This window comes from Staphylococcus sp. AC872, from assembly GCF_979255425.1.
Genome location: NZ_CEEDKW010000002.1, coordinates 74,874 through 97,767, shown reverse-complemented (window position 1 = coordinate 97,767; position 22,894 = coordinate 74,874). Strand labels below are relative to the sequence as shown.

General features: G+C 33.2%; 14 protein-coding genes and 1 pseudogene (1 of these 15 running past the window's edge). 2 read left to right on the top strand and 13 right to left on the bottom strand.

Features of this window, described 5'->3' with window-relative positions:
• Window positions 1-297: 297 nt before the first annotated feature.
• From ACZ267_RS03385 to ACZ267_RS03335, 11 genes are all read right to left on the bottom strand, one after another.
• Window positions 298-519 carry a YozE family protein gene (locus tag ACZ267_RS03385; RefSeq protein ID WP_002451177.1) on the bottom strand — a complete coding sequence of 74 codons (222 nt, stop codon included), beginning with the start codon at window positions 517-519 and terminating at the stop codon, window positions 298-300.
• On the bottom strand, window positions 519-1,019 hold the full coding sequence (locus ACZ267_RS03380; RefSeq protein ID WP_079449010.1) for a PTS sugar transporter subunit IIA: 501 nt from the start codon (window positions 1,017-1,019) through the stop codon (window positions 519-521). Before ACZ267_RS03380 ends, ACZ267_RS03385 begins: the two co-directional genes overlap by 1 nt.
• Before the next feature lie 12 nt (window positions 1,020-1,031).
• Window positions 1,032-1,460 carry a peptide-methionine (R)-S-oxide reductase MsrB gene (msrB, locus tag ACZ267_RS03375; protein ID WP_079449011.1) on the bottom strand — a complete coding sequence of 143 codons (429 nt, stop codon included), beginning with the start codon at window positions 1,458-1,460 and terminating at the stop codon, window positions 1,032-1,034.
• Window positions 1,453-1,980: a peptide-methionine (S)-S-oxide reductase MsrA gene (msrA, locus tag ACZ267_RS03370; RefSeq protein WP_002466625.1), complete on the bottom strand. Its 528-nt coding sequence runs from the start codon at window positions 1,978-1,980 to the stop codon at window positions 1,453-1,455. Before msrA ends, msrB begins: the two co-directional genes overlap by 8 nt.
• Before the next feature lie 97 nt (window positions 1,981-2,077).
• Complete coding sequence (locus ACZ267_RS03365) at window positions 2,078-2,920, bottom strand: DegV family protein (protein ID WP_015365002.1); 843 nt, start codon at window positions 2,918-2,920, stop codon at window positions 2,078-2,080.
• Window positions 2,921-2,932: 12 nt separating this feature from the next.
• Window positions 2,933-3,415 carry a dihydrofolate reductase gene (locus tag ACZ267_RS03360; protein ID WP_015365001.1) on the bottom strand — a complete coding sequence of 161 codons (483 nt, stop codon included), beginning with the start codon at window positions 3,413-3,415 and terminating at the stop codon, window positions 2,933-2,935.
• Window positions 3,416-3,583: 168 nt separating this feature from the next.
• Window positions 3,584-4,540 carry a thymidylate synthase gene (locus ACZ267_RS03355; protein WP_002466618.1) on the bottom strand — a complete coding sequence of 319 codons (957 nt, stop codon included), beginning with the start codon at window positions 4,538-4,540 and terminating at the stop codon, window positions 3,584-3,586.
• A gap of 252 nt (window positions 4,541-4,792) precedes the next feature.
• The gene (gene brxA, locus ACZ267_RS03350; RefSeq protein WP_002466614.1) at window positions 4,793-5,236 is read right to left on the bottom strand and encodes a bacilliredoxin BrxA; all 444 of its coding nucleotides are present in this window, start codon (window positions 5,234-5,236) and stop codon (window positions 4,793-4,795) included.
• 25 nt (window positions 5,237-5,261) lie between these two features.
• Window positions 5,262-6,377 (bottom strand): conserved virulence factor C family protein, encoded by a 1,116-nt coding sequence (locus ACZ267_RS03345; RefSeq protein ID WP_002466624.1) that lies wholly within the window; start codon window positions 6,375-6,377, stop codon window positions 5,262-5,264.
• Window positions 6,378-6,407: 30 nt separating this feature from the next.
• Entirely contained in the window at window positions 6,408-6,662 is a 255-nt protein-coding gene (locus tag ACZ267_RS03340) for a NifU N-terminal domain-containing protein (protein WP_002466633.1), read from the bottom strand.
• 12 nt (window positions 6,663-6,674) lie between these two features.
• Window positions 6,675-6,869, bottom strand: a complete 195-nt coding sequence (locus ACZ267_RS03335) for a zinc-finger domain-containing protein (protein ID WP_463680288.1) — start codon at window positions 6,867-6,869, stop codon at window positions 6,675-6,677.
• A gap of 318 nt (window positions 6,870-7,187) precedes the next feature.
• Here ACZ267_RS03335 and ACZ267_RS03330 point away from each other — a divergent pair, with 318 nt between their 5' ends.
• Complete coding sequence (locus ACZ267_RS03330; protein ID WP_002466626.1) at window positions 7,188-7,892, top strand: queuosine precursor transporter; 705 nt, start codon at window positions 7,188-7,190, stop codon at window positions 7,890-7,892.
• A 159-nt stretch (window positions 7,893-8,051) separates the two neighbouring features.
• On the top strand, window positions 8,052-8,450 hold the full coding sequence (locus tag ACZ267_RS03325; protein ID WP_002466613.1) for a ribonuclease HI family protein: 399 nt from the start codon (window positions 8,052-8,054) through the stop codon (window positions 8,448-8,450).
• 59 nt (window positions 8,451-8,509) lie between these two features.
• Here ACZ267_RS03325 and ACZ267_RS03320 read toward each other — a convergent pair.
• Window positions 8,510-20,266, bottom strand: a pseudogene (locus ACZ267_RS03320) (DUF1542 domain-containing protein); the annotation flags it as partial.
• On the bottom strand, window positions 20,267-22,894 hold the 3' end of the coding sequence (gene ebh / locus ACZ267_RS03315; protein ID WP_463680287.1) for a hyperosmolarity resistance protein Ebh. The gene runs 13,752 nt beyond the window's last position; only the last 2,628 of its 16,380 coding nucleotides appear in the window; its start codon lies off the right edge, out of view — the gene reads right to left on this strand; the stop codon is at window positions 20,267-20,269.

Below are 22,894 nucleotides of genomic sequence, written 5' to 3'. Positions count from 1 at the left end.
CGATTTGATTTACAAAAAGATACTTATAGTATGTATGGATTAATTTGGAAAATCAACTGAAATATCAACGGTTATAGCACAGGCTATATTTGTATATTAGCTGCAATATAGCAGAATAAAAGAAAAGAGGTTGAGACATTAAGGTTTAATGCTTTTGATACCAATGTAACGGTATCTAAAAAGCAGTATTGAAAGAATTGCGCTCACGATTTAATAAGTATTGTACTATCATTATTTTATCGTTTTAAGCAATTCAAATCTTAAACGCTTACGTCCCGACCTCTTTAAATGTAAATGCTAAAATTTTAACCATTCAGTATATTCTTCGTATAAATCATCAAAAACGGACATAGATAATGTGAAATCTCCATGTGTTTCAATATAGTCAGAAAGAGTATTAAAATCATTCTCATGACGCGGAAAGGCTAAATCTTCAAAAATTTGTTCAGCTAAGCGCCCTTTATCATCTTTTCTACCTCTAACTGTCATAGCAAATTGATAAAATGAATAATTCTTCATTAGCTCATTGTCACATCAATAACTTTTGTTTCACCTTTAACAACTGCGTTAACGTCTTCAAAGTGAATAGATGCTGTTTGATCAGAGTTTGTAATAATAACTGGAGAAATAACTGATTTTGCATTGTTTCTAATATATTCAACATCAAATTTGATGATTGGGTCTCCAACTTTAACTGTGTCTCCACTGTCTACAAGTACTTCAAAGCCTTCTCCATCAAGTTGAACAGTATCTAAACCGATATGCACTAATAATTCAAGACCATTCTCTGCTTTTAATCCAATTGCATGTTTTGTAGGGAATACATTATCTACATTACCTTCAATTGGAGATACTACAGTACCTTCAGTTGGATTAATACCAAAACCTTCTCCCATCATTTTTTGAGCGAAAACTGGATCTGGGATATCCTCGATTTTTACATATTCTCCAGATAGTGGCGCATAAATTTGAATATTCTTATCTACTTCTTTACCTTTACCAAATAATTTTTTAAACATAGTGTTTCACTCCTATTTCTCAAAGTGTTGTATTAAGTCACCGTAACCTAATTCTTCTAATTTATCATAAGGAATAAATTGAATTGCTGCTGAGTTGATGCAATATCTTAATCCACCCTTATCTTTCGGACCATCATTAAACACATGGCCTAAATGACTGTTGGCATCTTCAGAACGTACTTCTGTTCTAATCATACCAAACGTTTTATCTACTAATTCAATGATTTCGTCATTATCAATAGCTTTTGAAAAACTTGGCCATCCACAATCAGATTCAAATTTTGCTTCAGACGTAAATAATGGTTTACCTGAAAGTTTGTCTACATAAATACCTTTTTCAAAATGATTCCAATATTCATTTTGAAATGGTGGCTCGGTACCATTTTCTTGGGTAACTAGATATTCCATATCATTAAGTTCGTCTTTATTCTTTTTAATCATGTTGAGTCCCCCAATGTGTTTCTATAAATGCTTTTCTGCCTGAACCACGTTGGTATTGTTCATAATGCATAGGATTCTTTTTATAGTAATCTTGATGATAATCTTCTGCAGGATAGAAATTTTTATATGGTTTGATTGGTGTAATAACCGGTTTCTTAAAAATACCTTGTTCATCAATTTGTTGTTTCTTTAAGATGGCAGCTTTACGCTGTTCTTCGTCATGGTAAAAGATGACAGGTTGATAACTTTCACCTCGATCGAAAAATTGACCGCCATCATCTGTTGGATCAAATGTCTTGAAATAAACATCTAATATATTTTCAAATGAAGTTATTTCTGGATTATAAGTAATTTGGACAGCTTCTACATGTCCAGTTTGATTAGTACATACTTGTTCGTAAGTAGGGTTTTCTACATGACCACCACTATATCCAGAGACTACTGATTCAATGCCAGGATATGATGTGAATGGTTTAACCATACACCAAAAACAACCGCCAGCTAATGTTGCATAAGCCATTTGATTGCCTCCTTCCTATTCTTGTTAATAATTTACGATATTATTAGATAGAAATAAAGATAAACGCTCAAAGGCTAGAAGACATTGAAAGCGATTATTATTTTTCTCGAACGACAACCAATCCAATTGCACCTTTTCCAGTATGCGTAGTGACAACAGGTGTTGTGATGTTAATATCATAATCTTGACAATTGAATGCCTCAGTAAAGGTATTTTTAATTTTATCAACAAAATCTAATGCACTTGCATGAGTAATACCTACTGATTTAATTTTATGATTTTCTATGAATTCTGAAATTTCTTTTTTTAGATAATTGATACTAGTATTTTGAGTTCTAGCGTTATGTACTAACTCTAATTTGCCATCATTTAATGTACCTATTGGTTTGATTTTCATGATATTACCAATAAGTCCTTTAGTCTTACTTACACGGCCACCTTTAATAAGTTGGTTTAATTGTCCAATGACAACAAATAGTTTCGTGTTTTCTTGCAATTCTTTAACGCTTTTTACGATGTCAGTTGTAGATGTACCTTGTTCTATCAATTCAACGATATGTTTAATTTGATATGCCAAACCGTTGGAAATTGATTTAGAATCTATGACTGTCACATTCGCATCTACCATTTCACTTGCTTGATATGCCGTGTTATATGTACCACTTAAGCCAGATGACATATGAATACTGATAATTTCCACATCATCACCTGCAAGTTCTTCGTATAGGTTAATAAATTCACCGATAGCAGGTTGACTTGTCTTAACATCAGCATCTTGTTCCATATATTCAATATATTCTTCAGAAGTAATCTCAATTTGGTCAATATATGATTTACCGTCAATTGTAACGTTCAAAGGTATAACATTGATTGAATTTTCCTTTAAATAGCTTTGAGGTAAATCTGATGTAGAATCCGTAACGATAACTTGCTTAACCATAAATAACTCCTCCTATGACTTTTTCCTTTTTAAATGTAAAAATGTATGTGGAATTGTACTTTTTTCATCTAGTTTGCCTTCAACTGATGACTCAACTTCCCATTCTTCAAAAGTGTAAGGAGGAAAGAATGTATCACCTTGAAATTTTCCATCTACCACAGTAATAAACATATCGTCTACTTTATCTATCATTTCTTCAAATAATGTTTGACCACCAAAAATAAATACGTGGCCTTCTAATTGTTGAATCTCTTCGAAAGAATGAATGACATCCACACCATCAGGATGAAAAGACATATTTTTAGTCAAAACCACATTTCGTCTATTTGGTAATGGTTTACCAATGGATTCGTAAGTTTTTCGTCCCATTACTAACGTATGACCTGTTGTTAATTCTTTAACATGTTTAAGGTCGTTAGGTAAATGCCATGGTAATTGATTTTGGTAACCTATAACTCTTTGTTGATCATGTGCGACTAAAATAGATAATGTCATTTCGTTCTCCTCCTTGGTATGTGGGCGTTAATATATCAGTTTCATAAATTTAATGTAACATAAATTGAATACAATTCGTTACAATAACCTAGTTCATATTGAAAATTTTATGATAAAAATTGAAAAATTTCTCATAATTATACTAAGCTACAAAAAATTTCTTATATACTATACAGCGATAGGTGCTTTAATAGCTGGATGTGATTCGTAATTAATGAGTTCAATATCTTCGTATTCAATATCGAATATGGATTTGTCAGTGTTAATCTTAATTTGTGGTGGATTGAAACTATCTCGGGATAATTGTGTTTCAACTGCATCCATGTGATTAGAGTAAATATGTGCATCTCCAAAAGTATGAACAAACTCACCAACTTCAAGTCCGCATTCTTTAGCAATGAGATGAGTAAGTAATGCATAACTGGCAATATTAAATGGTACGCCTAAAAAGATATCAGCACTACGTTGATATAATTGGCAACTTAATTTACCATCTTGTACGTAGAACTGGAACATCGTATGACATGGTGGCAATGCCATAGTATCTATCTCAGTAGGATTCCAAGCCGATACAATATGACGTCTAGAATTAGGATGTTGCTTGATTTGCTCAATGACAGTTTTAAGTTGGTCAAAATGATTGCCGTCTTTATCTTCCCAATCTCTCCATTGTTTACCATATACATTTCCTAAATCACCGTATTTTTGCGCAAATGCATCATCATTTAAAATATTTTCTTTGAATTTTTTCATTTCAGCTTTATATAATTCATTAAATTCACTATCTTGAAGTGAACGATGACCGAAATTGGTCATATCTGGTCCATGATAGTCTTCTGAGTTGATATAATTTTCAAAAGCCCATTCATTCCAAATATTATTATTATATTGAAGAAGATATTTAATATTTGTATCCCCTTTAATAAACCAAAGTAATTCTGTTGCTACGAGTTTAAAAGATACTTTTTTAGTAGTTAATAATGGAAATCCCTTAGATAAATCAAATCTAAGTTGATGTCCGAATTTAGAAATGGTTCCTGTATGAGTGCGATCATCTCTTTGGTTTCCTATATTTAGAATTTCTTCACAGAGGCCGTGGTAAGCTGCATCAAATGAATTGAGCATAATTGATGACATCCTTTCTTAATAGTCTGTATTGATGTATCTTTGGCATATTTACCAACAATTAACATTAATTTTATTATACTGAGAATTAATCGTTGAAAAAAGTAGTAAGCCAGATATGTGTAAAATTTAATTTATTTAGTCAAAAAAACATACAAAAAGAGTAGCACAGTCTCGCATCTCTAAGTGTCTTGAGAAAACTGTACTACTCTTACTACCCTAATGTTTTCAATAATATGTGATACTCATTGATTATTTGACTTCACAATGATCATCAAAAGCGTCTTTTAAGTCCATCGCAATGTCATTGATGTCTCTACCTTCGATATGCTCTCTTGGCATAAAATGGACTAGATTTTGCCCTTTAAATAAAGCGAATGATGGACTAGATGGTACTTGTTGAATATATTCACGCATTGTTGCAGTTGCTTCTTTATCTTGGCCAGCAAATACTGTAACTTTATTTGTTGGTTTCGCTTCGTTTTGTTCTGCAACAGCAACAGCAGCTGGTCTTGCTAATCCGGCAGCACAACCACAAGTAGAATTGATAACGACGAAAGTTGTGTCATTGTCACTGACTTGTTTCATGTAGGATTCTACTGCTTCACTTGTTTCTAAACTTTCAAATTGGTGATCTGTAAGTTCAGAACGCATTTGTTGAGCGAGTTCTTTCATATATTGTTCATATGCATTCATATTGATATACTCCTTTATTCATTGATTAGGATTTATTTCTATTCGCAATTTGTTTCCAAACAGAGCCGAGGGCTTCATCGCCCTTCTCTATTCTAGAAATAGCCATTTCAATTTGTAATTTAACTTCATATGCTGAATCATCGGCATGCGCTTTTAGACTATCTAATTGTTGTTCGTTTCCTTCATCAAATATAAACATTGCTGCTCTCCAGCGAACGATTTTCTGTGGATCATCAAGTGCTTTTTCCATTTCGGGTAGTGCCTCTTTAAATCCTAAATCGCTTAGACAATCGCCTGCTGTACGTCGTACTGCAGGACTTTTATCATGTAATCCCTTATAAATATAGGGTAGGATTTGACGATCTTCAATCATGCCTAATAACACAATTGCTTCACGACGTAGTGGCACTTTTTCTTCATTTAATGCAGCGTCTAATAAAGGAATATCATCAAATGTCGGTGTTGGGAATGATTTCAACATTCTTAATTTTTCTTTCCAGTCTGAAGCTTGCTGATAAGTTTCAAGCGATACATGTTGGTAGTGACTTTCTGGAATAACAATATCTGTTTCTAATGCTTCTTTAATTAGTTGTTGAATTCGTTCTTCGGGATATAGTGCTAATGTTTCTTCATATACGTCATTCATAACGTCTTCAATATCCCCATATCGAATGCCAAAGTCTTCCCATTTTCTTAAAAATACTATGTTATCGCTATCTTTTTGAGCTTTAAGCATACTATCTACATAAAATTCTGGTAATTGTTTACGTTTTTCATCATGTCCGGTGGATAGTTTGATTTGATAAGGTATCCCCTTAAACATTAATACCTCAGCTTTAACTTCTCCAAAGTGTTCATCTGGTTGTGATTCTTGTTGTGTTTGATCTTCCTTATTTAAGGTAGATGTAATTAAAGGTAAGACTTCTTCCCAATCGGCTTTAGGTTGTTTATCGATTGCTAAGAAATCCATAACATAGAAAATGGACTTCACGCCATCAAGTTCTAATAAATCATTAATAAATTGTGGTTGCTGATCATTAATTGTTGTATAAGTATTCGATTGATTATCTTGTCTTTTTTCTGTTAAGACGATTTTCATCGTATTAGGACTCGGTGTAGGTTCTACACGTAAAATTTCCATAGTCTCTGTCCTCCATGCAATCAGATTTACTTATTGATTGAACTTATCTTCGATTTGAGGGATTAGCGTTTGCCAATCTGCCTGATCCTCTTTATCAACTGAGATGAAATCCATAACATAAAATATTGATTTTACACCTTCGATATCAAATAATGCGTTAATGAATTCAGGTTGCCCTTCTTCTGCTGATGTATAAGTATTAGATTTCATATCTTCTCGTGATTCACTTAAAGTGATTTTCATAGTATTGTGATTTGGTGTTTCTGAGATTGAAACAATTTCCATAACAATTACCTCCTATTGAAGTTCATTTCCTATTTGCTTAATTTGTTTACCAATTGAACATTCATTGATACAAAAATGATGTGTCTGTGTCTTGTTCTCAGTCTTTCTTATATGCGACTTTAATGGACATTGATGACAATACGTAGTCAATAATTGATCAATTTGATTTATAGCTTGTTGTTCGGAATAAGTAAGGATACTCTCCACTCCCTTTAGCTATAGAATTTTTTATGTCGCAAATAAAGAGTTCGGGACATTAACGTAGCGTATATGACATGTCTTATATGTCAAGTTCATCTAATCTACTGTCTTTGACTCATTAATTCACATGTCGATATTATAGCATTTATTAACCATGATTGAACAACAATCAATTTGTCTTTCTTATATTTCACTTTTTAATGAATATAACATTTCGTGGAAATGGATATCGCATTGCATAAAATACTATTTTAGAGTAAAATGGTTAAGTTATTTTAGCGGTTTCTAAACACCCGCATTAACAAAATTTAGGAGGAAAATGATATGTATAATGAATTGTTTGGCGTTGCTACCTTTTTAGTGACGTTTATATTAATGGTAGCGATGTATCGTATGTTTGGTAAACAAGGATTACTAGCATGGGTAGCGATTGGAACGATTATCGCAAATATTCAAGTGATCAAAACGGTAGAAATATTCGGTATTTCAGCTACTTTAGGTAATGTGATGTTTGCTTCTATTTATTTAGCTACGGATATTTTAAATGATATTTATGGAAGAAAAGTAGCGAAACGTGCAGTTTGGTTAGGTTTCTCTTCAACTTTAGTTATGATTATTATAATGCAAATGTCATTACATTTTATTCCGGCCCCTGAAGATACTGCGCAAAATGCTTTTCATGCCATTTTTGATGTTGTGCCTAGAATTGCATTAGGTTCAATAGTTGCTTATATCATAGGCCAACACGTGGATGTATTTATATTTTCATTAATTAAAAAGCTATTTAGTTCAGATAAAACATTTATCATTAGAGCTTATGGAAGTACCATTATTAGCTCTATCATTGATACAGCATTATTTGTATCTATTGCATTTATAGGTAGTTTACCTGGCATGGCAGTTTTTGAAATCTTTATCACGACATATGTTTTAAAACTTGTGTCTACGATTTTCAATGTGCCATTTGGATACATTGCCAAATCGTTCTACCGTAAAGGTAAAATTACTAAATTAGATGAAGGCTTTTAAATCAATTATTAAATACGCTTCGCTTTGCTTAATGTACTAATTAGGTAAAGCGATTTTTTATTAATGATAATTAAAATTTGATGAATTTGTACCTATGATTATGATTAAATTAATAATGATTAGATTAGTTCAAAACATATAAATGAAGTAGGTGTAAACATGGCGAAGATTAATTTTGATGCTGCAACTAAAGGGAATCCAGGTAGGAGTACATGTGCTGTTGTAATTAAAGAAGAAGATCAACATCATGTGTTTACCCACGATTTAGGAGAAATGGATAACCATAGTGCTGAATGGGCAGCTTGTATTCATGCGTTAGAACATGCAAGAGAATTAAAAGTAAATAATGCCCTTCTATACACGGATTCAAAGTTAATTGCAGATAGTGTAGAAGCAGGATATGTAAAAAATGCTAAATTCAAACCTTACTTTGAACAACTAGAAATTTTAGAGCAAGACTTTGATTTGTTGTTTGTAAAATGGGTACCTAGAGAACAAAATAAAGAAGCTAATCAACATGCACAACAAGCATTATATAAAATATTAAAAGCCGAGTAATATAAAAGGAGCACCGATTGAAGTGATTTCAATCGGTGCTCCTTTATTTTGAGGAACGATTACTTTTTACGTTTAGAAGACTTTTTAGATTTCTTTTTCTTTCTTTTAGAAGCGACGACTTTTTTATTTTTGGTTGTCGCTGTTCCTTTTGGTTTTGGTGTTGTATCTTTGCTTTCTTTTTTCTTTTTAGCAATCAGTGGTGCAACGTGTGAATCATCATCTTTTAATGATTGTTTCTTTTGAGATAATTCAGTTGCTTTCTTATTGTTTTCTTCGTCATTGTTCTTTTTCTTTTTAGCAACTAACAATGGTGTGTGGTCGACATCATCGATTAAGTGTTTGTTCTTCTTATGTTGATGTGAAGAATAATCTTCTGTTTCATCTTCCTCATCTTTTTTACGACGTTTCGCTAAAATGAACCAGAATCCTGCTAATAAACCTGAAATACCTACAAATCCAAGTGTATTTTTTAATAAATCTACAAAACCATTTGAATTTTTATGGTGTTTAAAGTTGTCATTTGGTTTTTCGCTATCTTTCTTCGCATGTTCATTAGTTATAAGATCTTTTAGACTTTCCATTGCATTTTCGCTAGAACTATTAAATGTTTTAAATTGGTTAGTATTAAGCGCTCTAGATAAATCGTACACGGATGGATGAGTCAATGTTGATTGAGGCGGAATGTTTGAATTCCATCCTGTTATTTCTACAGAAAGAATACGTGCGATGCCATCATTTAATACTTGATTAACAACTTGTTGTGATTGAGCATTGTAAATATTTCTAATTGTATCGTTTAAAATGCCATAGATTCTATTTAATGCATCTTGTTTTTGACTACGTGTTCCAAACGGACTATTTAGGATACTTTTAGATTTTTGGTTAGCAATTTGTTTAATAGATGAAATGGCATTGTTTTTATGCTTCGCTAAGTCGTTAGCAACAGGTTTGAATTGATTAATTGTTGCTTGATATTGAGCTTTTTGCTTATTAATTTCAGTTAAAGTTGTTGCGTCGTTTATCGCCTTGATCGCATTGTCTTTTAACTTATTAAGTTGTTCGACTGCAACTTGTTTTTCTTTATCTGATAGATCTTTTCTAGCGTTAATTTCATCTATTTTTTGATTGATTGCGTCTTCTATCGCTTTTTGTGCATTATCTTTTGCTTGATCAATAGTAAATGCATTAGGGTCAAATTGATTAATTTGATCTTGTCCCTTTTGTTTAGCCTGATCAACGTCATCTTGTTTAGTAGATTTATTGATATTGTCAATTGCTTGTTGTTTTAATTTATCTACCTCAGTAATCGCAGCATCTTTTTGTTCTTGCGTTAAAGTAGTGTTGTTATTAATATCGTCAATTTTATTTCGGGTTGCATCTTCAATATCTTTTATTGCTTGTTGTTTGGCTACTGTTAATGCTTGTTCAATCACTTTAACTGGTACGTGAACAATCACTTTTGATCCATCAGTTAAAGTTATTTCAACACGTGCTTCTAAATTATTAGATACGCTTGATGTATTTGGTATTTCTAATACTTTTGCTTTTATTTGTTCACTTAAGTTGATATGTTGAAGCACGTCTTCGTCAGTTATGACTTCGTCACGTTGGACAACAATTTCTCCATTAACGAGTACCTGTTGAGCTGAGGCTTTAGGTAATTCGTTTGTGACTGGTTGTTGGTCTACTTCCCAAATAGGCGCATTTTGAATTTGATTAATTCCATTAGTTAATGCATTTGAAATTTCGTCTTTTGTTTTAGCATTTTCGATATTGTTCAATGCTTGATTTTCAAAATCATCGATTTCTTTTAATGCTTTTGCTTTTTGCGCATCTGTAAGATTTGGGTTGTTGTTAATGTCATCACGTTTTGCATTAGCAATATCTTTAATCGCTTGTTTTGCATCAACTTTAGACTGAATTAAATCTTTTAGTTTGTCTAAAGCATTGTTGAATTGATCTTTGGCATTTTGAATTTGCTCTTTAGTTGTAGCATTCGAAATATCAGTGTTTGCTTGTTGTTGTAATTGACGAATTTGCGCTTTTAAAGCGTCTTTTTCTGCATCAGATAGATTTGAATTATGATCAATTGCATCTATTAATGCTTGACTATGTTGATTAATATCTTGTTTAGCATCGTTTTGAGCTTTTGGTATTTCGTTAGCATGAATTTGAGCAATTGCTTGACTGCCGTTATTTTCAACATTATCGACTGCTTGATTAGTTGTTGCTTTATTAATATTATTGATTGTTTGATTCGCAAGCGCTTCGGCTTTATTTTTAGCATCTATCTTATCTTGATCAGTCGCATTTGTAGCTTCAATATCATTGATTTTATCTGCTAATGCTTTATTAATCATTTGGATTGCTTTGTTTTTAGCATCTTGTAATCTAGAATCGCCATTTAAATGGTTGATTACTTCTTTAAGTGTTTGGATTGCACCTTGGATATCGTTTGTATCGCCAACTTCATTATCAGTACCTTTTAATAATTTAATGGCATCATCTTTAGCTTGAGTAAAGTTCGCTTTAGCATTATCATCTGCATTTTGATATTTAATACTATTTTCGCTACTTGGCACATCATTATTTACAATATCTTTTAATACTTTCATTGCATCATTTAAATCAATTTGATTATTGATGATGTCATTAAGAGTATCTAAATCATCAGCTTGAGCAACTAATTGATGTGCTAAGTTTCTTTGATTTGGATTTAAGTTTTCTAAACTATCGATAAATTGATCAGCTTTACCTTTAGCTTTAGAAACGTTTTGATCACCATTAAGGGCATTTTCAGCATTGATTATCTCTTGTTGTAAAGATTCTACTTCATCATTTGTTAATGCATTACCTTGAGCTTTGTTCAACACATTATGTGCACGATCTAAAGTAGCGTTATAATTCGCTTTTAACTCATCATCTGCATCGATATAATTCGAACTTGCTTTGACTGGCGCTTCTGTTCGTTGAACATATTGATTTAAAGCATCCATAGATTTATCTAATGTTGTTGCTTTTTGAGCTGCTTTAGCCACATCGCCTAAGGTATTAGCAGAATTAATTTGTTGTTCTGCCATTTGTTTTTGAGCATTATTCAGATGTGTTAATTGATCTAATTTGTTTAATGCATCAGATTTGGAATCATTTAATCTTTGGTTACCATTTAATGCATCTTTTGTATGTGTGATTGCATCTTTAAGTTGATTAATTTGATCAGTTGTTAAATTAGAACCAGTTGGATGATCTAATGCTTGTTGTGCTTGTGTGATAGCTTCATCAAAATCATGTTTAAGTTGAGTATCGGCATTTAAATAATTACCTGTTTGTTTCGTTGGTTCATTATTATCGTTAACTGCTTGTTGAAGTTCAGTCATTGCATGATTTAACTTATTAGCCTCATTAACGATGCTTTGAATATCATTTAAATCGTTGGCATTGTTAATGCGATTGTTTATCGCTTGATGTTGCGCTTCATTTAAAGCAGTTAATTGATCAATATTCTGAGTTGCATTTGCTTTCGCTTCTGCAACTTTTTCATCACCATTCAAATCATGTTTAGCATTTTCAATCGCTGTAATAGCTTGTTCAACTTCTTGTTGTGTCGCATTTTGAGTTAGAAGTTGTTGTGCTTGTGCTATTGCTTGATTATATGCAGCTTGTTTGTCAGGATCAGCTTGCGTGAAATCAACTGTATTTGTTACATGATTGTGTTCATCAATCGCTTGTTGTAATTGATCAGTCGAATGATCTAATTGATGTGATTGATCTTCAATTTGAGCGATTGATTTTAATGTAGTTGCTTGTTTAACTTGATCTTTCATCGCTGATTTTTGCTCATCATTAAGATGTGGTTGTTGTTCAATATCTTGAATAGTTTGTACCTTTGCATTAGTTACACGTGCATTTCCATCTAGATTATTTATTGCTTGTTGTAAAGATGTGATTGCATTTTCAACATCTATTTGAGTTGCATTAGGTCCTGTTTGTATATCTGTAATATGTGTTGCATTTGTTAAAGATTGATTGAATGCATCTTGTTTTTCAGTAGATGCCTCTGTGTAATTAGGATCTGATTTGTCTCTATTTGCTTGATTCATTACATCTTTAAGTCTACCCATTGTTTGATCAAGTTGATTTGCGGATTGGACGATTTGAGCAACTTCATTTCTTGTTGTTGCTTGGTTAACTGCATCTTTCGCAAATTCAAGCTGATCATGATTTAAATTGCTAAGTCCATCTAAATCAGTCAATGCTTGTTGTTGTGCTTGAGCAAGTTTTTGATTTCCGTGTAGATTTGCGATAGCGTCATTTACTTCTTGTATTGCTTGGTCTACATGATCTTTATCCATGATAGGATCTGTAGTTTTATCGACAATTGATTTGGCATTTGAAACGGCTTGTTTATATGCTTCTTGCTCAGGTGAATCTTCATTAATAAATGGACTACTTGATTCAATTTGTGGCTGGTCTTGAATGACATTTCTCAATGTATTCATCGCTTGATTTAATGCATTTGCTCGAGCGACAATTTCAGCGACCTCATTACGAGTTGGTGCTTGATTAATTTGAGTTTCGAATGTGTTACGTTGAGCGTCATTTAAGCCATTAAGTTGATTTAAATCTGTAATCGCGTGTTGTTTATCATTTTGAAGTTTTTCAGCACCGTGTAAGTGATCTTTCGCATTTGTAACAGCTTCTGTAAGTTGTTGAACTTGTGTTCTATCCAATGTTGGATGATCTACTTGATTAATTAATGCTTCCGCTTGTTGTACTGCATTTGTATAAGCATTTTGTTCAGGTGAATCTTCATTAATAAATGGACTACTATTTTCAACTTGTTGATGATCTTGAATCGCGTCTCTCAATGCTTTCATTGACTGATCTAAAGCTTCTGCTTGCGCTACTTTTTGAGCAACTTCGTCACGAGTAGGTACTTGGTTGATTTGTTCTTGTAGTGCTTGACGTTGTGCAGCATTTAGATTTTGTAGATGATTGATCGTTTCGTTTGCTAGTTGTTTATCTTGAGCTAATTTTTGATCTCCATGTAATTGATCTTTGGCATTGATAACAGCTTGTGTTGCTTGTTCAATTTGTGTTTGATCTAATGTTGGATTTGTAGCTTGATTGATAATATCTAATGCATGTTGAACCGCTTGAGAATAATCATCTTTTTGTTTTGGATCTTCGTTTGTGAATTGACTACTATTTTCAACTTGTTGGTGATCCTTAATGCTATCTTTTAATGCTTGCATTGCATTGTTAAGTGCTTCTGCTTGCGCTACTTTTTGAGCAACTTCATCTCTAGTTTGAGCATCAGTAATTGCATCATTAAGCGCTTGTTGTTGTGCTGGTGTTAATTGATTAAATTGATTCATTGTTTCACCGGCATGTTGTTTATCTTCAGCTAGTTTTTCAACACCATTTAACGCTTGTTTAGTAGCATTCACTGATTCAGTAGCTTGATTTACATTATCTTTATTGATTGTTGGATTAGTTATTCCAGCAATGATACTTTCAGCATTTTGAATTGCGTTGTCATAATCTTGCTTTTTATTAGGATCTGCGTTGATGTATTGACTGCTATCTAATGTTGTTTGTTTATCGGCAATACTTTGTTGTAACGCATCCATATATTGATCAAGTTGTTGTGCCTCAGTTACATCATTTTTAACAGCTGTACGTGTTGTTTCATTATCAATTAAAGCATCTTCCATATGTTTTTGAGCATCATTAAGATGAGGTAATTGATTAATGCGTTCCTTAGCTAGATCTTTTTCATTTTGTAATTTAGTTACACCTTGAAGTGCTTGTTTACTATTATTTACACTTTCAGTTGTTTGATTAATTACATTTGTATCTAATGTGGCTTGTTGTTCATTAATCAAATCTTGCGCATTTTGGACTGCTTGATCATAATTTTGTTGTTCTGTAGGATCCTCATTAATATATGCACTACTTGCTTTAACTTCTGCATTATCATCAATACTTTGACGTAATCCATGCATAGCTTGGTTAAGCGAATCTGCTTGTTGTTCAATTTGTTGCACATCCGTAATGAGTGGTGCGTGATTAACTTGTTCTTTTAAAGCAGATTTTTGTGGATCATTTAAATCTGCTAGTCCATCAATGGCTTGTTGAGCATGTAATTTAGAATCTTGTAATCTTTGTTCGCCATTTAAGTTTTGTAATGCTTGTTGAACTTGAGTTAATGCTTGTTCAACTTCTGGTTGACTTGCATTTGGTCCATGTTGATGATCAATGATAGATTGAGCATGGGCAACAGCATCAGTATATGCAGATTGCTTATCTGGGTCAGCGTTAACAAACTGACTTTGTTGTTTTACGTCATTTTGATTAGCAATAGCATTTTGTAATTGATTCATTGCATTATCTAGCGCTTGAGCATCTCGAACATGTTGAGTTACGGCATCAATATCAGTAGCTTGAGCAATACCCTCTTGTGCTTGTTGTATTTGTGCTTGATTTAGGTGATCTAAGTGATCGATGGTTTGTGTAGCTTGTTGTTTAGCGTGAGTTAGGTTTTCATCGCCATCTAAAGCTACTTTATTAGCATTAACAAGGTTAGCAGCTGCATTAATGTCAGTTGGATTCATAACTGGTGTTGTTGCATTTATGATTTGATTAGCATCATTCACTGCATTGTTATAGTCATTTTGACGATCAGCAGTTGCATCATGATAATCTTCAGAATTAAGTGTTTGTTGATTATCTTTAACACTATCTCTTAAATGTTCCATTGCTTGATCTAATGTTTGTGCATTTTGTTTTATTGAATCGACATCAGCAACTAATGGTGCATTTGCAATTTGTGTTTCCAAATCATGTCGTTGCGCGTCATTTAAGTGAGGTAATTGCGTTAATGCTTGATTAGCATCTTGTTTAGCTTGGGCTAAGTTTGAATTACCATTTAAATTTTGGATCGCTTGATTTACCTTATTAGTCATTGCTTCAATTGTACTTTGATCTTCATTAGTACCAAGTTGAGGATTTAATACATTTTCTGCATTTCCTACTGCTTGATTGTATGCATCTTGGATAGCTTGATCAGCATTTAAATAATTACCATCAGCTAATATTTGATTTTTATTATGAATCGCTTGTTCTAATTGATCCATTGCATTATTCAAACTTTCAGCAGTTTGTTTAGCTGTGTTAACAGCATCTATATTTGGCGCGTGTTCGATTTGAGATGTGAGTGCTTGCTTTTGTGCGTCATTTAGATGTGTCATGCCATTGACATCGTTAGTAGCATTTTGCTTTTCTGTTGTCAATTTGGTATCACCATTGAGGTCATCTTTAGCCAGATTTACTTGAGTTAGTGCTTGTGTAATATCATCTGGATTTAAAGTTGGATCAACAGTTTGATTTATGATGGATTCAGCTTGTCTGATTGCATCTTGATATGCAGTTTGTTTATCAGTATCAGCGTCGTGATAATTTTCACTACATAAAATATCGTCTTTATTTGCAATGCCCTGTTTTAAGTTGTGCATTGCATCATTGACATTTTGTGCCTGTTGTTTTACTTGATTTACCGCTTCAATTGTCTGTGCTTGCTCAATTTGGTTTGTAAGTGCATCATGTTGCGGTTGATTTAAATCAGGTAATGTATTGAGATTTGCTTTAGCATCTTGTTTAGCTTGAGCTAGGTTTTCATCACCATTTAAATCATCTTTCGCATGATTAATAGCATCAGTCATTTGTTTCACAGCGTCTGGTGATAATTGTACCACTTGATTGCCATTAACAACTTGTTGTGCTTGAGCTACAGCATTATCATATGCTGTTTGTTTATCATTGTTTGCTTGTGTGTAATCGATGGTTTGAGGTACTTGAGCATTGGCTTGTAATGTCTGATTCAAGTTACCCATTGCAGTGTTTAAATCATTTGCAGATTGTTTGATTTGATCAACACTTGGAACAAGACTTGTTTGATTCACTTGTTCTTTTAAAGCTGCTTTTTGTGCAGGATTTAAGTTTGGTAAACCATCAATCAGAGTAGATGCGTTTTGTTGTGCATCGTGTAGATTATCATTACCATTCAAATCGCCTTTCGTTTGATCCACTTGATGTAAAGCGTTAGTAATAGCTTGTGGATCTACGATTGCATTCGGAGTACCATTGATAATTTGTTCGGCATGATTGATTGCTTCACTATATGCTTGTTGTTTATCTGGGTTAGCATTTGTGTAATTACCGTCTGCTATTGTTTGATCTTTGTCTGCAATACCTTGTTTCAATGCGGACATTGCTTGATCTAAATTACTTGTTGTAGCTTTAACTTGATTTACATCATTTACAGTATTTGCTAAATTCACTTGTTGTTTTAATGCTTCTTTTTGTGCAGGATTTAAATCTTGTGCGTTATTAATTTGCTCAATCGCTTCCTGTTTCGCATTTTCAACGTTTGAATTACCATTTAATGCATCTTTAGCATCGTTAAGTTGTTTTAACGCTTGTGCGATATCATCTTGAGATGCATTGTTTTGACTATTATGATCTACGATACTTTCTGCAAGTGTTACTGCATCGTTATAAGCATCTTTCTTAGGTTGATCTGCATCTGAATAATTGATACTACCTAACGTATCTGCTTTAGTTTGTAATGCTTGATCTAATTGATTCATGGCATTATTTAAACTTTCAGCATTTTGTTTAATTTTGTTCGTTGCGGCAATATCTGGCGCTTGATCAATTTGTTGAGTTAATGCATCAATTTGTGCTTGGTTTAAATGATCTAATGTACCTAGTGTTGTTTTAGCATCTTGTTGAGCAGTGGCAAGTTTTTGGTCGCCGTTTAAATTATGATTAGCTTCATTAACATTAGCTAATGCTTGTTTGATTGTGTCTGGATCCATAGTTGGATTGTTTTGCTCATTTAATAATGTATCTGCATGATTGATAGCATCATCAAATGCTGTTTGTCTATCCGGATCTGCATCATGATAATTTTCGCTACCTTTGATATCGTCTTTATTTGCGATGCCTTGTTTCAAGGCTGTCATTGCATCGTTAAGTTTTTCTGCAGCTTGTTGAATCGCGTTAACATCAGGTACTTGTAATGCTTGATTGATTTGCTTATTAAATTCATCACGTTGTGCTTGATTTAAATTTGGTAATTGATCAAGCGCTTGTGTTACCTGTTGTTTAGCATTAATAAGGTTAGCATTACCATTCAAGTCATTGTTAGCTTGGTTCACGTGATTTAATGCATTTTGTATGTCACTTGGTGACACAATAACGTTTGGCACACCATCTATTAATTGTTGTGCGTGGTTAACTGCATCATTGTATGCATGTTGTTTATCAGGACTTGCATTTGTGTAGTTACCGTCTGCTAATATTTGATCTTTATTAGCGATACCTTGTTTTAAAGCTGTCATTGCTTGATTTAAATCTAGAGCGTTTTGTTTAATTGCATTAACGTCAGCGACAGTTGTTGCATCAGCAACTTGTTGTTTTAACGCATCTTTTTGAGCATGATTTAAATCATTTGAATTGTTGATTGTATCAGTCGCTTGAATTTTAGCATTTTGAACATTGTCATTGCCGTTTAAGGTGTCTTTAGCTCTTTTAACTGCTTGAATTGCTTCTGCCACTTCTGTTTGTGTCGCATTATTACCGTTTGTCTTAGATAAAATGTGTTCAGCATTGCTAATAGCATTATTATAAGCTTCTTGTTTCGCTGGATCAGCATCTGTGTAGTTAACATTAGATTTAATATCATCTTTATCTTTAATTGCCTGATTCAAATCATTCATAGCATGATTTAGATTTTCAGCTTCAATTTTAATTTGATTAGCTTCATCTACTGATGTTGCTTGTTTAATCCTATTTTCTATGTCTTTTTGTTGTGCATTATTTAAGTGATCATACGTGCCAACTGATTGCATTGCTTCTTCTTTAGCGTGTGTAAGGTTTTCATTACCGTTTAAACCGTCTTTAGTGTTAGTAACTGTGTCTGCAGCTTGGTTTATCACAGTTGGATCAATAACTGGATTAGTTACTTCATTTTGAATACCTTGTGCTGTGTTAACTGCATTATTATAAGCATCTTTATTATTTTCACTTGAATCAATGTAATTTTGTCCATTTTTGATATCTGTATTATCGGCAACTGATTGATTTAAGTGTTCCATTGCTGTATCAACTGCTTGTGCTTTATTTTCATTATCTTTAACTTCTGCAACAGTTGTAGATTGATCAACTAATTGTTTTAAGGCTTCTTTTTGTGGATTTGTTAAATGTGTTAATCCATCAATAGCTTGGTTAGCATTTTGTTTAGCATTAGCTAAGTTTTCTTTACCGTTTAAGGCATCTTTTTTACTGTTGACCGCATTTATAGCTGCTTCTACTTCATCTTTAGTTAAGTTACCACCTTGTGTTGGGTTTAAGATTGTTTCGGCATTTGAAACTGCATCAGTATAGTCAGTTTTCTTATCAGGACTAGCGTCGTTGTAATTTTGACTATTAAGCGTTTCAGCTTTGTCATTTAAGCTATCTGCGAGTTGTCCCATAGCATTATTTAAAGCTTGTGCATCGTTGTTTATTCGATCGATGTCAGCTAGTGTTTGTGCTTGATCAATTTGATGTTCAATGTTTTCACGTTGAGCGTTATTTAGATGATTTAAATTGTTAAGTGCTTGATTTGCATTATTTTTAGCATCTTCAACTTTACGGTTACCGTTTAAATCTTGTTTCGCTGTATTTATTGCAGATAATGCTGCTTCAACCTCAGCTTGTGTTGAATTTGATCCAGTAGTTGGATCTGTAATTAATTGAGCATCATTAATAGCATGATCATAAGCGCTTTGTTTAGGTTGATCTGCGTCACTATAATTAACACTTTGATGTACTTGATCTTTATCATTGACTGCGTTTATTAATTGTTCCATAGCTTGATCAAGTGAAGTTGCTTTAGCTTTAACTTGTTCAACAGAAGCAACATTTGGTGCGTCTTTAAGCTGTTGTGTCAAGTCAGCTTGTTGTGCTTGATTCAAATGACTTAAATGTTGTAGATCATTCGTAGCACTTTGTTTTGCATTATTTAAGTTTTCTACTCCATTTAAATCTTGAGTTGATGTTTTGATTTGATTTAATGCTTGAGTCACAGCCTCTGGATTTAATGTAGGTTGAGTTGTTTCATTAATCATACTTTCAGCATTTGTAATGGCATGGTTATAGTCATCTTGATTGCTAGTATTTGCATCTACATAAGGCTGACTTGCTTTAACATCATGTTGTTTTGCAACTTCTTGTCGTAAGTCAGACATGGCATTATTCAAGTTGCCTGCATTAGCTTTAATCGTATCTATATCAGGAAGTTGTTTCGCTGTATCAATTTGGTCTTGAATACTTTGACGTTGTGCATCTGACAATCCTGTCATTTGTTGTAAAGCATTGGTTGCTTCTTGTTTAGCATTGGCAAGGTTTGAATTACCATTTAATCCTTGCTCTGCATTATTAACATTTTGAGTTGCAGTAGTAATATCTGCAGGATTGATAATGACATCCGGTGTACCATTGATTAAATTTTGTGCACGTTGGTAAGCATCTGTATAAGCGCCTTGTTCTTGTGGGCTAGCATTAGTGTAATTACCATCTGCAACAATTGTATCGTGATCTGCAATCGCTTGTTTGAGTTGTTTCATAGCAGTATTTAATGCATTAGCGTTATTTTGTAAATCTGTTACAGCCGCTACCGTTTGTGCTTGATTTACTTTTCCTTTAAGTTCATTTTTTTGTTGTTCGTTAAGATGTGGTGCATTTTCAATCGCTTGAGTAGCTTGAGATTATGCATCATGTAAGTTTTGTGCACCATTTAACTCGTGTGCAGCATTTGTAACAGCTTGCATTGCTTGTTCAACTGCTTGCTGATCACTATTTGGTCCTGTTGTTTTAGCTAATATATCGTCTGCATTTTGTAATGCTTGATCATAGGCTTGTTTTTTATCAGGACTTGCGTCAGCGTAATTTTGGCTATTTAAGATATCATTTCGATTAGCAATTGCTTGTTGTAATTGTTGCATTGCTTGATCTAATGCTTGAGCAGTAGCTTCAATTTGATGTACAGCTTCTACTGAAGGTGCAGTAGCAATTTGATCTCTTAAATTGTCACTTTGCGCATGATTGATGTGATCAAGTGCATTTAATTGAGTATTGGCTTCGTTTTTAGCATTTTGAAGGTTAGTATTACCATTTAATTGATCTTTAGTTGTATTAACTTGATTTATGGCAGATTCTACTTGTTCTTTTGATAAGTTATTACCATTTACTGGATCTAAAATAGCTTGAGCATTTGTAACTGCATCATCATAATTTGTTTTTCTATCTGTATCAGCATCAGTGTAATTGATTTGTTGTTTGATAGTTGCTTGATCACTGATACTATCTTTTAATTGACCCATCACAGTATTTAATGCATTTGCTTGATCTATTGCTTGTGCAACTTGAGATAGCGTCGTAGCACCATTAATGTTATTTTTCGCAGCTTCACGTTGGTGTTGGTTTAAATGCGTATCATTATCTAATGTTTGTAGTGCATTGATTTTAGCTTCTGATACTTTTTCTTCTCCATTTAATTCTTGTTTAGCATGATTAACATTTTCAATAGCTTGTTCTACTTCAGACTGTGTAAGATCATGTCCAAGGTCTTTATCAAGTGTGTTTTGTGCTTGATGCACTGCGTTAGTATATGCAGATTGTTTACTAGTATCAGCATCAGTATAATCTACACTTTGTTCAACATCTTGATAGTTATCAATACTTTGTTGTAATTGTCCCATTGCATTATTTAAATCTTGTGCTGTTTGTTTAGCTTGTGCTACTTCAGCTAATGTTTGGGCATTGTTGATACGATCTTGAGCAGTGTTTGTTTGAGCATGATTTAAGTTTGAGTAAGTGCCTAGTTCTTGAATAGCTGCTATTTTAGCCTCTTGAACTTTTTCTTCACCATTCAAATCTTGTTGTGCTTGATTTACTTTTGCTAAAGCTTGTTCAACTTGAGATTGAGTAAGATCATTTCCATGATCTTTATCAAGGATACTTTGTGCTTGAGTAACAGTATCTGTGTATGCCTGTTGTTTATCAGTATCAGCATCAGTGTAATTCACACTTTGTTGAACATCGTTATGATTAGCAATTGTGTCTTTAAGTTGACCCATTACTGTATTTAATGATGTAGCTGAATCTTTAAGTGCGTTGACAGCTGCAATATCATTAGCTTGTTGTACTTGATCATTCAAAGTATTGATTTGATTTTGATTTAAATGATTCATTTGACCAATATCATGTTTCGCAGCTTCTTTAGCTTGAATTAAGTTTTGTTCACCATTTAATGCTGCTTTTGTTTCATTTACTTTAGTTGCAGCTTGATTAATTTCAGTAGCACTCATGTTAGGTTGACTTGTAGCATCGATAATCGCATTTGCTTGATCAATAGCCGTATTGTAGTCATTTTGATTGCTATTTGATGCATCTAAATAATTTTGCCCTGTTTTAATTGATGGGTTATCTTGAATGCTTTGACGTAATACTTGCATTGCTTGATCGAGTGTTTGAGATTGTGTTTTAACGTTATCAACATTTGCTACATTTTGAGCTTGTTGAATTTGACGTTTTAACTCATCCTTTTGTATATTTGTTAAGTTTTGTAGATCATTAATCGCATTAGTAGCATTCGTTTTTGCTTGTTCTAAAATCTGAGTACCATCTAGAGCATCTTTTGTAGATGTTACTTGTGCTAAAGCTTGTGCAACAGCATCTTTGTCTAGATTTTGACCGTGTTCTTTATCTAAAAGTTGTTCCCCATTTGAAATGGCTTGATTATAAGCTTGTTGTTTTGATGGTTCGGCATCGGTATAGTTTTGACTATCTAATATTTGTTGTTTGTTAGCAATACCATCTTGTAATTGACTCATTGCTGTGTTTAGTTCTGTAGCATTGTCGCTTTGTTGATTCACATCTGCGACTGTTGTTGCATCATTAATTTGTTGTGTTAATGCTTCTTTTTGAGCATTATTTAATGATGTTAAGTGTTCTAAATCAGCTAGTGCTTGAGTCTTCGCATGTTCAACATTTTGGTTACCATTTAAAGCTTGTTCTGCAGTTTGAACTTTTTGCATTGCTGCTACTACATCAGTTTGTGATGTGTTAGGACCATTTGTCTTGTCTAATATTTGTTGTGCTTCCTTAACAGCATTTGAATAATTTTCTTTGAGATTATTGTTAGCATCTGTATAGTTCACTGATTGCTTAATTGCTTGTTGGTTTGCGATAGCTTGGTTCAATTGGTCCATCGCAGTGTTAAGATCATTCGCACTGTTTTGCGTAGCTGTTACATCACTCACATGAGTTGCTTGATTAATTTGTTGTGTGAGATCTGCTTTTTGAGCATCAGTTAAATGACTTAAGCTATCTAA